The 13,009-nt window shown below is 64.4% G+C and carries 10 protein-coding genes; 9 read left to right on the forward strand and 1 reads right to left on the reverse strand.

From position 1 onward, the window contains the following. Positions 1–151: 151 nt before the first annotated feature. From ACOXXX_RS05905 to ACOXXX_RS05920, 4 genes are read left to right on the forward strand one after another with little or no spacing between them, the layout of a single operon-like run. Positions 152–2,104 carry an extracellular solute-binding protein gene (locus tag ACOXXX_RS05905; protein WP_422825628.1) on the forward strand — a complete coding sequence of 651 codons (1,953 nt, stop codon included), beginning with the start codon at positions 152–154 and terminating at the stop codon, positions 2,102–2,104. Between the two features lie 7 nt (positions 2,105–2,111). Beyond that, positions 2,112–3,197, forward strand: a complete 1,086-nt coding sequence (locus tag ACOXXX_RS05910; RefSeq protein ID WP_422825629.1) for a microcin C ABC transporter permease YejB — start codon at positions 2,112–2,114, stop codon at positions 3,195–3,197. A 45-nt stretch (positions 3,198–3,242) separates the two neighbouring features. Beyond that, positions 3,243–4,397 carry an ABC transporter permease gene (locus tag ACOXXX_RS05915; RefSeq protein ID WP_422825827.1) on the forward strand — a complete coding sequence of 385 codons (1,155 nt, stop codon included), beginning with the start codon at positions 3,243–3,245 and terminating at the stop codon, positions 4,395–4,397. Next, complete coding sequence (locus tag ACOXXX_RS05920) at positions 4,394–5,986, forward strand: ABC transporter ATP-binding protein (protein ID WP_422825630.1); 1,593 nt, start codon at positions 4,394–4,396, stop codon at positions 5,984–5,986. Before ACOXXX_RS05915 ends, ACOXXX_RS05920 begins: the two co-directional genes overlap by 4 nt. A gap of 12 nt (positions 5,987–5,998) precedes the next feature. Here ACOXXX_RS05920 and hemN read toward each other — a convergent pair whose 3' ends face one another. After that, positions 5,999–7,354, reverse strand: a complete 1,356-nt coding sequence (gene hemN, locus ACOXXX_RS05925) for an oxygen-independent coproporphyrinogen III oxidase (protein WP_422825631.1) — start codon at positions 7,352–7,354, stop codon at positions 5,999–6,001. 60 nt (positions 7,355–7,414) lie between these two features. Between hemN and fnrL the strand changes: the two genes are divergently transcribed. The 5 genes from fnrL (at position 7,415) to ACOXXX_RS05950 (ending at position 12,923) form a co-directional block, all read left to right on the forward strand. Beyond that, complete coding sequence (gene fnrL, locus ACOXXX_RS05930; RefSeq protein WP_422825632.1) at positions 7,415–8,161, forward strand: transcriptional regulator FnrL; 747 nt, start codon at positions 7,415–7,417, stop codon at positions 8,159–8,161. Positions 8,162–8,546: 385 nt separating this feature from the next. Next, positions 8,547–10,295 (forward strand): DNA polymerase III subunit gamma/tau, encoded by a 1,749-nt coding sequence (locus ACOXXX_RS05935; RefSeq protein WP_422825633.1) that lies wholly within the window; start codon positions 8,547–8,549, stop codon positions 10,293–10,295. A 98-nt stretch (positions 10,296–10,393) separates the two neighbouring features. After that, complete coding sequence (locus ACOXXX_RS05940; RefSeq protein WP_422825634.1) at positions 10,394–10,738, forward strand: YbaB/EbfC family nucleoid-associated protein; 345 nt, start codon at positions 10,394–10,396, stop codon at positions 10,736–10,738. A 95-nt stretch (positions 10,739–10,833) separates the two neighbouring features. Beyond that, positions 10,834–11,427, forward strand: coding sequence for a recombination mediator RecR (gene recR / locus ACOXXX_RS05945; RefSeq protein WP_422825635.1), 594 nt, complete (start codon positions 10,834–10,836; stop codon positions 11,425–11,427). 77 nt (positions 11,428–11,504) lie between these two features. Then, positions 11,505–12,923: a DUF2252 domain-containing protein gene (locus tag ACOXXX_RS05950; protein ID WP_422825636.1), complete on the forward strand. Its 1,419-nt coding sequence runs from the start codon at positions 11,505–11,507 to the stop codon at positions 12,921–12,923. Positions 12,924–13,009: the final 86 nt, after the last annotated feature.

The following is a 13,009-nucleotide window of genomic DNA, read 5'->3' on the forward strand; positions in this document are numbered from 1 at the left end:
ACCACGAACACCGGAGGCCGCTGCACATCGCAGCGGCCTTTTTCATGTCCTCGCGGTCAATTGCGCGGAGGTTACATATTCTCAACTTGAATGTGGTCGGCACCGGACCGTAGCTTACATGAAGAGGAAACCACCCGATCGGAGGATCTTTATGAAGCCGACGCATGCCCGCACCCGGACCCGCGCCGCCGACCCCCGCCCCGCCTTTGTCACCGCGCTGATGGCACTGTCGATGGCGCTGCTGGCAACCGTCGCCTTCGCCCAGGACAGCGGAACTGAAACCGACGAGGTCGAGATCATCCGCTCGCACGGGTATTCCTACTTCGGCGATCTGCAGTATCCGCCGGATTATCCGCATTTCAGCTATGTGAACCCCGATGCGCCCAAGGGCGGGGAAATCTCGCTCGCGGTGAGCGGCACGTTCGATTCGATGAACCCCTACACCCGCAAGGGCCGCGCGGCGGGCCTCTCCTCGGTCATGTACGAAAGCCTTCTGGGCCAGGTTCTGGCGGGTAGCGGGGCGCTGCCGGCCGATAATATCAACGACATGTACGGGCTGCTGGCCGAAAGCCTGGAATACCCGGTGACAAAGGATTGGGTGATCTTCCACATGCGGCCCGAGGCACGGTTTTCCGACGGCACGCCGGTCACCGCGCATGACGTTCTGTTCAGCCACAACCTGCTGCTGGACGAAGGGCTGAAATCCTATGCCGACGCGGTGCGCAAACGCATCCCCAAGGCCGAGGTCATCGACGACCACACGATCAAGTTCTACTTCACCGAGGGCATTTCGCGCCGCAGCCTGATCGACCAGGTCGGGGCGGTGCCGGTATGGTCGAAGGCCTGGTACGAGGAAACCGGATCCGGACTGGATGAAAGCCGGCTCGAAGTGTCGCCGGGGTCGGGCCCCTACATGATCGAAAGCGTCGATGTGGGCCGGTCGGTCACCTATCTCCGCAATCCGGACTACTGGGGCTGGGATTTGCCGATCAACAAGGGGCGGCACAATTTCGATCGCATCCGCCTGGAATATTTCGCCGATCCTACCGCCGGCTTCGAGGCGTTCAAGGCCGGGACCGTCACCTACCGGACGGAAAGCGATCCCAAGCAGTGGGCCGCGCAATACGATTTCCCCGCCGTGCAGAACGGCTGGGTCAAGCAGGAGGCCATCCCCGACGGGTCGCCGCCGTCGGTGTCGGGCATCGTCTTCAACCTGGGCAGCGAACCGCTCAAGGACAAGCGCGTACGCGAGGCGCTGGCGCTGGGGTTCAACTTCGAATGGACGAACGCGTCGCTCTTCTACGGTCTTTTCGCGCAGCAGAAGTCGTTTTCCGATGGCACGCATCTCGAAGCCAAGGGAACGCCCAGCGGTGACGAGAAGGCATTTCTTGAATCGCTGGGCGACGTGGTCCCGCAAGAGGTCTTTGACGAGGAGCCCTGGCTGCCGCACACTTCGGACCCATCGAGCCTGAGCGACCGCCGCAACCTGCGCCGGGCGATGCGCCTGCTGGACGACGCAGGCTGGCCGGTCGGCGACGATGGTATCCGCCGCAACGACGCGGGCGAGACGCTGAGCCTGAATTTCCTGATGAACGCAAGCTCGGCCCCGACCTCCAAGGCGCTGGCCGAGAACTACGTCAAAAACGTCCAGGCGATGGGCATCGACATGACGCTGGAATCGGTGGACGCCTCGCAGTACACGCTGCGCGAGCGCGACCGCGACTATGACCTTGTGTTCGACGGCTATCCCGCCCTTCTGGGCACCGGTACGGGCCTGGCGCAGCGGTTCGGGTCCGAAGCGGCCAGCTACAGCCTTTTCAACCCGGCGGGGCTGGCCAGCCCGATGGTCGACGCCATCATCGAACAATCGCTGCTGACCGAAAGCCAGGACGAGGAAGACATGACCATGCGCGCGCTCGACCGTGCGCTGCGCTACGAATTCTTCGTCATTCCGGACGGCTACGCCCCGGATCACTGGGCGGCCTACTGGGACATGTACGAGCACCCCGAGACGATTCCGCCCTATGCGCTAGGAACCCTCGATTTCTGGTGGTACAACGCCGAAAAGGCCGAGGCGCTGAAGTCCTCGGGGGCATTGAGGTAACGCGCAAATGGGCGCCTATATCGCGCGGCGACTGCTGCTCATCATCCCGACTCTTCTCGGGATCATGATCATCAACTTCACGCTCGTGCAGTTCGTGCCGGGCGGCCCGGTCGAGCAGATGATCGCCCGCATCCAGGGCGAGGGCGATGTCTTTGGCGGGTTTGCCGGGGGCGGTGCCGACGCGACGCTGGGGGCCGGTTCCGAGAATGACCAGTACATCGGTGCGCGCGGGCTGCCGCCGGAATTCATCGAAGAGCTGGAGCGTGAATTCGGCTTTGACAAGCCGCCGGTCGAACGCTTTCTGAACATGCTCTGGGACTATCTGCAGTTCGACTTCGGAGAGAGCTATTTCCGCTCGGTGTCGGTGATCGACCTGGTGCTGGAAAAGATGCCGGTATCGATTTCCCTGGGGCTTTGGTCGACGCTGATCGCCTATCTGATCTCGATCCCGCTTGGCATTCGCAAGGCGGTCAAGGACGGCACCAGTTTCGACACCTGGACCAGCGGCGCGATCATCGTGGCCTATGCGATCCCGGGCTTTCTGTTCGCCATCCTGTTGCTGGTGCTCTTCGCGGGCGGGTCCTACTGGCAGATCTTCCCGCTGCGCGGGCTGACGTCGGACAACTGGGATCAGCTGAGCGTCGGGGCCAAGATCGCCGATTATTTCTGGCACATCGTCCTGCCGGTCACCGCGCTGACCATTTCGGCCTTTGCGACGCTGACGCTGCTGACCAAGAACAGCTTTCTCGATGAGATCAAGAAGCAGTACGTGATGACGGCGCGGGCCAAGGGCCTGACCGAACGCCGGGTGCTTTACGGCCACATCTTCCGCAACGCGATGCTGATCGTGATCGCCGGGTTTCCGGCTGTGTTTATCGGCGTGTTCTTTTCCGGCTCTCTCATCATCGAAACGATCTTTTCGCTCGACGGTCTGGGGCGGCTGGGGTTCGAGGCGGCTGTGGCGCGGGACTATCCGGTGATCTTCGGCACGCTTTTCATCTTCGGCCTCATCGGCCTTGTCGTCGGCATCCTGTCGGATCTGATGTACGTGGTGGTCGATCCGCGCATCGACTTTGAAAAGCGGGAGGGCTGAGCCATGAGCGCCGATCCCAACCCCGGTCACATCACGCCCGAACCGATGCCGGGCAAGCCCGTGGCGCCGGAACCCCCGCGCGGCCGCTTTGCGCTGTCGCCGCTGAACCAGCGCCGCTGGCGCAATTTCAAGCGCAACCGCCGCGCCTACTGGTCGCTATGGATCTTTGCGATCATCTTTGGCCTGTCGCTTTTTGCCGAGTTCATCGCCAACGACAAACCGATCCTGGTGAACTATCGCGGTGAATACTTCACGCCGATCTTCAACTTCTATCCCGAAACCGCCTTCGGCGGCGATTTCCGCACCGAAGCCGCCTATCGCGACCCCGAAGTGCAGTGTCTGATCAAATCGGGCGGGCAAGAGGACTGTTTCGACGATCCCGAGGGCATCATCGACGCGATCAATAGCGACACCTACGGCGCGGGCGTCGACGATTTCCGCGAAGGTTGGATGCTCTGGCCGCCGATCCCCTATTCCTACGCCACCCCGGTGGACCGGCCCGGCGCCGCCCCCCTGCCCCCCAACAGCCAGAACTGGCTCGGCACCGACGACACCAAGCGTGACGTGACGGCGCGGGTGATCTACGGCTTCCGCCTGTCGATCCTGTTCACCCTGATCGTCACGGTGCTGAGCTCGGTCATCGGCATCGTAGCGGGGGCGATCCAGGGCTATTTCGGCGGCTGGATCGACCTGATCTTTCAGCGGGTGATCGAAATCTGGACCTCGACCCCGTCGCTTTACATCATCATCATCCTCTTCGCGATCCTGGGGCGAAGTTTCTGGCTGCTGGTTTTTCTTACGGTGCTGTTCGGCTGGGTGGCGCTGGTGGGCGTGGTGCGGGCCGAATTCCTGCGCGCGCGCAACCTGGAATACGTCCGCGCAGCCAAGGCGCTGGGGGTCTCCAACACCCGGATCATGTTCCGGCACATGCTGCCCAACGCGATGGTCGCGACCGTGACCATGCTGCCCTTCATCGTGACCGGAACGATCTCGACCCTGGCGGGGCTCGATTTCCTGGGCTTCGGCCTGCCGTCTTCGGCCCCGTCCTTGGGTGAGCTGACACTCCAGGCCAAGCAGAACCTGCAGGCGCCCTGGCTGGGCTTTACCGCCTTTACGGTCTTTGCGGTGATGCTGTCGCTGCTGGTCTTCATCTTCGAAGGGGTCCGCGATGCGTTCGATCCCAGAAAGACGTTTTCATGAGCGCCACGCTTGAGGTTCGCAACCTGTCGGTCAGCTTCACGCAGGACGGCGCGACCACTCGTGCCGTCAAGGGCGTGTCCTTCACCGTGGAGCGCGGCGAAACCGTGGCCCTTGTGGGTGAATCCGGCTCAGGCAAATCCGTGACCGCGCTCAGCACCGTGGCGCTGCTGGGTAGCTCGGCGCATGTCGAAGGGTCGGTCACCTACGACGGGCAGGAAATGATCGGCGCGGATGAGAAGCTGCTGCGCAAGGTGCGCGGCAACGACATCAGCTTTATCTTTCAAGAGCCGATGACCTCGCTCAACCCGCTGCATACGCTGGAAAAGCAGCTGTCGGAGTCGCTCGCCCTGCATCAGGGCCTGACCGGTGACGCGGCCCGTGCGCGCATCCTCGAACTGCTGGACCGCGTCGGCATCCGCGACCCGGAATCGCGGCTGGGGGCCTATCCGCACCAGCTGTCGGGCGGGCAGCGGCAGCGCGTGATGATCGCCATGGCGCTGGCCAACGGTCCCGACCTGCTGATCGCCGATGAACCCACGACCGCGCTTGACGTGACGATCCAGGCCCAGATCCTGGAACTGCTGGCCGAACTCAAGGCCTCGGAAAACATGAGCCTGTTGTTCATCACCCATGATCTGGGCATCGTGCGGTCCATCGCCGACCGGGTCTGCGTGATGAAATCCGGCGAAATCGTCGAACAGGGCCGCACCGCCGACATCTTCTCGGACCCCCAGCATCCCTATACCAAGATGCTGCTGAGCGCCGAATCCACCGGCGTGCCCGATCCCGTGCCCGACACCGCAGAAGAGATCGCATCGACCGACCACCTCAAGATCTGGTTTCCGATCCAGAAGGGGCTGATGAAAAAGACCGTCGGTCACGTGAAGGCCGTCAACGATGCCACGATCCGCGTGCGCGCGGGGGAAACCGTCGGGATCGTGGGCGAATCCGGGTCGGGCAAGACCACGCTGGCGCTGGCGATCATGCGGCTCATACAGTCCGAAGGCGGGATCACCTATCGCGGCCAGGACGTGCGCAGCTGGAAGACCAAAGAGCTGCGCCGCCTGCGGTCCGAAATGCAGATCGTGTTTCAGGATCCGTTCGGATCATTGTCGCCCCGCATGACCTGCGAACAAATCATCGCCGAAGGGCTGGGCGTGCACGGCGCCCCGGACGGACGCCCGCACCGTGAACTGGTGGCCGAGGTGATGACCGAGGTGGGGCTCGATCCCGCGACCATGCACCGCTACCCGCACGAATTTTCCGGCGGGCAGCGCCAGCGCATCGCCATCGCACGCGCCATGGTGCTGCGGCCCCGGCTGGTCGTGCTGGACGAACCGACCTCTGCGCTGGACATGACGGTGCAAGTTCAGATCGTGAACCTGCTGCGCAACCTGCAGAAGAAGTACGATCTGGCCTATCTCTTCATCAGTCACGATCTCAAGGTCATCCGCGCGATGAGCCACAAGGTCATCGTGATGAAGCAGGGCGACGTGGTGGAATACGGCACCGCCGAGCAAATCTTCGACAGTCCCCAGACCGAGTATACCCGCACCCTGCTGGCTGCGGCCTTCGACCTTGCCGGATAGCGCGCCGACGCGTCAGATCGCGCTGGAATGGCCCGCGCGGCTCAGATCGTAGGCATCGAAATGCCGGGCGACCATGCGGGTCAGCGGGCGCGCCGCAGGTGGCACGAACAGCCCCTCTTCGGTGATGACCAGCGTGCCGTCAAAGGCGGCTTCGGCCCGTTCGAAAAGCGTGTCCAGCGCCGGGCCGGTGATGTCGAAATCGCGCAGGATCTCGGACCGGGAAATGCGGAAATCACACATCACCGCCTCGATCATCCGGGCGCGCAGGCGGTCGTCGCCCTGAAAAACATGGCCGCGCGCGATTGCGAACTGCCCCGCATCGACCGCCGCGCCATAGGCCGACGTCGCCGCCGCATTCTGCGCATAGCCCTGCGGAAAGCGCGAGATCGACGAAGCGCCCAGCCCGATCAGCACCTCCGACGTGTCGTCGGTGTAGCCTTGGAAATTGCGCCGCAGACGCCCGGCCCTGGCCGCGCGGGCCAGCCCGTCGTCGGGACGGGCGAAGTGGTCGATCCCGATCTCGGCAAAGCCGTCCCACTTGAAAAGCCTCTGCGCGGTCTCGAAAAGGTCCAACCGCGCCTCGGGTCCCGGCAGCGTGTCGGTCGGGATCAGCGTCTGGCGCTTGGCCATCCACGGCACATGCGCATAGCCGTAAAGCGCCACCCGGTCGGGCGACAGCGACAGCAGTTTCTGCACCGTTTCGGTAAGCCGCGCGCCAGTCTGGCCGGGCAGCCCGAACAGAATATCGGCGTTGAGGCTTTGCACCTCTTGGTCGCGGATCATGTCCACCGCGCGGCGGGTGACGTCATAGCTTTGATCGCGCCCGATGACCTGCTGAATCTCGGGGTTGAAGTCCTGCACCCCGACCGATGCGCGCGTCAGCCCTATGTCGCGCAGCGCCGCCAGCCGGTCGGCGTCGATCTCGTTGGGGTCGATCTCGACCGAAAACTCCGCATCCTCGGCGAAATCCGCGACCGCCCGCGTCGCCGCCCCCAGATCGCGCATCATGTCGGCGCTGAGCAGGGTGGGCGTGCCGCCGCCCCAATGCACCCGCGACAAGCGCACGCCGCGCGGCAGATGCCGCGACAGCAGCGCCAGTTCGGCCTTGAGCCTGTCGACATAGGCCGCCACCGGTGCGGCGCTGGCCGTGCCCTGCGTGCGGCAGGCGCAGAACCAGCACAGCCGCCGACAGAACGGCACATGCAGGTAGAGCGAGATCGCGCTGTGTTCGGGTACAGCCTCGATCCATTCGCCGAATCGCGCCGGTCCGACTCCGCCCGCGAAATGCGGCGCGGTGGGATAGCTGGTGTACCTGGGCACCTTCGCGTCAAAGAGCCCCAGACGGGTCAATTGTGTTCGTGTCATCATGTGATTAGGTTAGGGAAGGATTTCCGCTCCGACTTTGACACAGATCAAGGGAAGACCATCATGCTGCACACCCGCTCGGCGCCGCATCTGCAAGACTGTGACGACTGTCCGATCCGCCACCGCGCGGTCTGCGCCCGGTGTGAATCGGACGAACTGGAACGTCTGGAACAGGTGAAATACTACCGCAAGTTCGCTGCCGGTCAGACGGTGATCTGGTCAGGCGACCGGATGGATTTCGTGGGCTCGGTCGTGTCGGGCATCGCGACGCTGACCCAGACGATGGAGGACGGCCGCCGACAGATGGTCGGGCTTCTGCTTCCCTCGGATTTCGTCGGACGCCCGGGCCGGTCGGCGGCAGCCTATGACGTGGTCGCCACCACCGACCTGGTGATGTGCTGTTTCCGCAAATCCCCGTTCGAAGAGCTGATGAAGGATACGCCCCACATCGCACACCGGCTGCTTGAGATGACGCTGGACGAACTTGACGCCGCGCGTGAATGGATGCTGGTGCTGGGACGCAAGACCGCGCGCGAGAAGATTGCGTCGCTCTTGTCGATCATCGCCCGGCGCGATGCCTCGGCCCATACCAGCAACGGCGCCAAGTCGGTGAGCTTTGAACTGCCGCTGACGCGCGAGGCGATGGCCGATTACCTGGGTCTCACGCTGGAAACCGTGAGCCGCCAGATTTCGGCGCTGAAACGCGACAAGGTGATCGTGCTGGACGGAAAACGCCGGATCGAGGTGCCCGACATGGCGCGCCTGATGGCCGAGGCCGGCGACGATGCCGATGGCGGGATGCTTAGCTAGAGCAAGATGTGAAAGGCCGGAACTGGCCGGCGTTGCCTGCTTCCCCGCCCGGCGCTTCGGACCCATCCGTTTTGCGCCCGCTGGCTTGGAACAAGCCGCGCATGGCGCGGCGCCAAGCCAGAGCGGCGGGCCGTCCCGCGGCCTGCCGCTTCGTCGCCGCACGCGCGTCGTTTCCGCATCTTTCGGGAGTGCAGGATAAATCGAGAGGCTCCAACGCCGGTGCGGCAGACCCCGACCCGCCGCTTTGTCATGGCAGGCGGCATTGGCTCGCCATGCATCGTTTCAACCTCAGGTCATCCCGCTCCGCCCCCGGGCGCGGCGGTATCCGGTGGACGCCGCGCCACCATGCGCCTAGTTTGGCGACGATCCAACACATAGGCCGCCCATGTCCGACGACGCCCCGCAGTATCAGGTCCTCGCGCGCAAGTACCGCCCGGAAACCTTTGCCGATCTGGTCGGGCAGGATGCGATGGTGCGCACGCTGAAGAACGCGTTCAAGGCCGACCGCATCGCGCAGGCCTTTATCATGACCGGTATCCGCGGCACCGGGAAAACCACCACAGCCCGGATCATCGCGAAGGGCATGAACTGCATCGGCCCGGACGGCACCGGCGGCCCCACTACCGACCCCTGCGGGCAATGCGAACATTGCGTCGCGATCATGGAAGGCCGCCACGTGGACGTGATGGAAATGGATGCCGCCAGCCGCACCGGCGTCGGCGACATCCGCGAAATCATCGATTCGGTGCATTACCGCGCGGCCTCGGCGCGCTACAAAATCTACATCATCGACGAGGTGCACATGCTGTCGACCAACGCGTTCAACGCGTTGCTCAAGACGCTCGAGGAACCCCCGGCGCATGTGAAATTCATCTTCGCCACGACCGAGATACGCAAGGTGCCGGTGACGGTGCTGTCGCGCTGCCAGCGGTTCGACCTGCGCCGCATCGAACCCGAGGTGATGATCGCCCTCTTGCGCCGCATCGCCACCGCCGAGGCGGCCGAGATCACCGAAGACGCGCTGGCGCTGATCACCCGCGCCGCCGAAGGATCGGCGCGGGACGCGACGTCGCTGCTGGATCAGGCGATCAGCCACGGCGCGGGCGAAACCACTGCCGATCAGGTGCGCGCGATGCTGGGGCTCGCGGACCGGGGCCGGGTGCTGGACCTCTTCGATCTGATCATGAAGGGCGACGCTGCGGGCGCGCTGACCGAACTGTCTGGCCAATATGCCGAAGGCGCCGATCCGATGGCGGTGCTGCGCGATCTGGCCGAGGTCACGCACTGGATCTCCGTGGTCAAGATCACGCCCGAAGCCGCCGAGGACCCGACGATCGGCCCCGACGAACGCACCCGCGGGCAGGCCATGGCGCAGACGCTGGGCATGCGCCCGCTGACGCGGATGTGGCAGATGCTGCTGAAGGCGCTGGACGAGGTCGCAAGCGCCCCCAACGCGATGATGGCGGCGGAAATGGCGATTATCCGGCTGACCCACGTGGCCGAACTGCCCTCGCCCGAGGAACTGGTGCGCAAGCTGCAGGACACGCCGCCGCCCCCTGCCCCGCCACCGGGCGGCGGTGGCGGCGCGCAGCGCCCCGAGGCGCCCGCGGGCAGCGCGCCGCAGGCGGGCGGCGGCGGCTCTGCCCCGACGGCCCATGGTGGCGCGCCGGTACAGGCGGTCGCCCTCGATCAGGCACTGGCGCGGTTTCCGACCTTCGAACATGTGGTCGAACTGATCCGCGCCAACCGCGACGTGAAACTGCTTGTCGAGGTGGAATCGGGCCTCCGGCTTTCGGCCTACCAACCGGGGCGCATCGAATTCACCCCGGCCGACAACGCGCCGCCGGACCTTGCTGCGCGGCTGGGGTCATCGCTGCAGCGGTGGACCGGCAACCGCTGGGCGGTGAGCATCGTCAACGGCTGCGACGCGTCCACGATCAGCGAAAAGCGCGATGCCGCGGCCCTCGCCCTGCGCGCCGAAGCCACCGGACACCCGCTGGTGCAGGCCGCCCTTGCCGCCTTTCCCAAGGCCCGCATCACCGGCATCCGGACGCCGCAGGAGGTTGCCGCCGAAGCCGAGGCCGAAGCCCTGCCCGAGGTCGAGGATGAATGGGATCCGTTCGAAGACGGCTGAGCGGCCCCGCGCCCCAACCAGACACGCCGCCCCCTTGTGACAGGGCCCGCGCGCGCGTATCTCTGGTGCAACACCAGCTTACCTTACAGGAGAAGAACATGCTCAAGGGACTAGGCGGCCTCGGCGATATGGCCGGGATGATGAAGAAGGCCCAGGAAATGCAAAGCAAGATGGCCCAGCTTCAGGAAGAGATGCACAGCATCACCGTGACCGGCGAATCCGGCGCGGGCCTGGTCAAGGCGGTCTGCTCCGCCAAGGGCGAACTCAAGAGCCTCGACATCGACCCGTCGATCTTCAATGGCGATGACAAGGAAGTGGTCGAGGATCTGATCCTCGCCGCGATCAAGGACGCGCAGCAGCGTGCGTCGGACCGCGCGCAGCAGGAAATGGCAAAGCTGACCGAAAGCATGGGCCTGCCCGCGGACATGAAACTGCCGTTCTGACGGCGGCCCCTCGCGATCACCGCCAGCCGGAGACGGCTGGCGGCCCGACCGGCCCTTGCAAGGGCCGTCCGCCCGCCGCGTACAAAGGCCGCCGCTTGACCAACCGCACCGATATCGACGCCCTGATCGACATGATGGCCCGCCTGCCCGGGCTTGGCCCCCGGTCGGCCAGACGCGCGGTGCTGCACCTGATCCGCAAGCGCGCACTGCTGCTGACGCCGCTGTCGGACCTCATGCAGACCGTCGCCGCCACGGCGCGCGAATGTCTGAACTGCGGCAACATCGGCACCGCCGACATCTGTCCCATCTGCACAGACGAAAAACGCGCCAACGGTCTGCTGTGCGTGGTCGAGGATGTCGCTGACCTCTGGGCGATGGAACGCTCGGGCACCTTCAAGGGCCGCTATCACGTGCTGGGCGGCACGCTGTCGGCGCTGGATGCCGTTGGGCCAGAGGACCTGCGCATTCCGCAACTGGTGGCGCGCGTTGCCTCCGAAGACATCACCGAGGTGATCCTGGCGCTGAATGCCACGGTCGATGGCCAGACCACCGCGCATTACATCGCCGATCAGCTGGCCGGGCGCGTGACGCTCAGCTCGCTGGCCCAGGGGGTGCCGATCGGAGGCGAGCTGGACTATCTCGACGACGGTACGATCACCGCCGCGCTCAACGCCCGCAAGACGCTCTAGCCCGGCACGGCGGCTGTACACGGGAACCCCGCGCGTCAGCGTCGCGTTTGTCCGGAAGTATTCAGGGGACAGATCGCATGACGGCCAAGTCAGACCGCACCAAGACAAAGACCACAAAGACAACCCAACCGCACCGCCGCAAGGCCGGATCGCGGGTCGAGTCTTACCGCAAGATGGCCACGCGGATCGCCGACGGCGACGTGGTGATGCCACCCGCGCAGCTGAGCGGCCTGGCCAGACGGCATCACGTGCGGTCGACCCTGCGCGAAGACCATTCGGCCCGCATCGAACAGCAGGCCCCTGGCGCACGCAACAAGTTCGCCAAACTGGCCAAGAGCCGGTTCAAGTTCTTTCGTGGCACGGCTCTGCTGTTCTACCGCGACATGATCGGCCAGGACAGCCACATGCCCACGGTCATGGCCTTGGGTGACGTGCATCCGGAAAACTTCGGCATCATGCCGGACAAAAACGGTGTGCCGATTTTTGGTGTCAATGATTTCGACGAAACGATCTATGCGCCCTTCACCTGGGACATCAAGCGCGGCGCGGTCGGCTTCTGGATCGCCGCGCAAGAGGTTGGCGGGATGAAGCGCAAGAAGCGCCGCAAGGTCGTGAAATCGTTCATCAAGGGCTACCTGCACGCGATGAAACGCTATGCCAATCACGCCACCGAAAAGAACGATCAGTACCGCATGGACAATTCACCCAAGGTGATAAAGCGGCTGTTCGAAGAGGCGTGGGAGGAACGCCAGGACTGGCTGTGGGACGACTATCTCAAGCCGTCGGGGCGCGGGTTCCGGGCCGATGACGAGTTGCAGCCAATCTCGTCTGAGGTGGAGAAATTCCAGAAGGGCATCAACGATCTGGCCAAGAATAACAAGATCGACAAGCAGGATCGTGCGGGTAGCCTCAAGGTCAAGGACGTCTGCGTGCGCCACGGACAGGGCACCGCGTCGCTGGGCCTGCCGCGGTATTACGTCCTGATCGAAGGGCCGTCGAAAGACGCCACCGACGATCTGATCATCGAATTCAAAAGCGCCCGCCACTCCGCGCTTGAGGGGCTGACGCCGCCCACCGAGTTCAACGCGGGCGACAAGGGCGACCGCATCGCCCATGGCCAGAAGGTGCAACTGGCCCATGGCGACATCTTCTATGGGGCGGCCGAAATCGACGGCGAAAGCTTCATGACCCGTGAACGCGCGCCGTTTCGCGATGACATCGACCTGGATGAGCTGTCGTACAAAACATGGCGCGCCTACGCCAAGGTCTGCGGGGCCGCACTGGCCCAGGCGCACGCCCTGTCGGACGATCTGGGCGAGGTCGACTACGACGTAGAGCCGTCGATCGTCGCCGCCGCCAGTCCGCGCAAGCTTTTCGTTACGGACATCTTGGAATTTACTGAAACGGCCGCCGACCGACTGAAATCGGATCATGAAATGTTTCGGCGCGATTACAAGCGCGGCGCCTTTGATCAGATCGACATGATCTACCGCTGACGCCTACGCCGAAGAAATAGTCGAGAACCAGACCGCGGGCGGTTTCCCGGGTAGGAAACCAATTGGTGTGGCGGAACTGCCCCGAC

This window comes from Thalassococcus sp. BH17M4-6, from assembly GCF_049323015.1.
Lineage (GTDB): Bacteria > Pseudomonadota > Alphaproteobacteria > Rhodobacterales > Rhodobacteraceae > Puniceibacterium.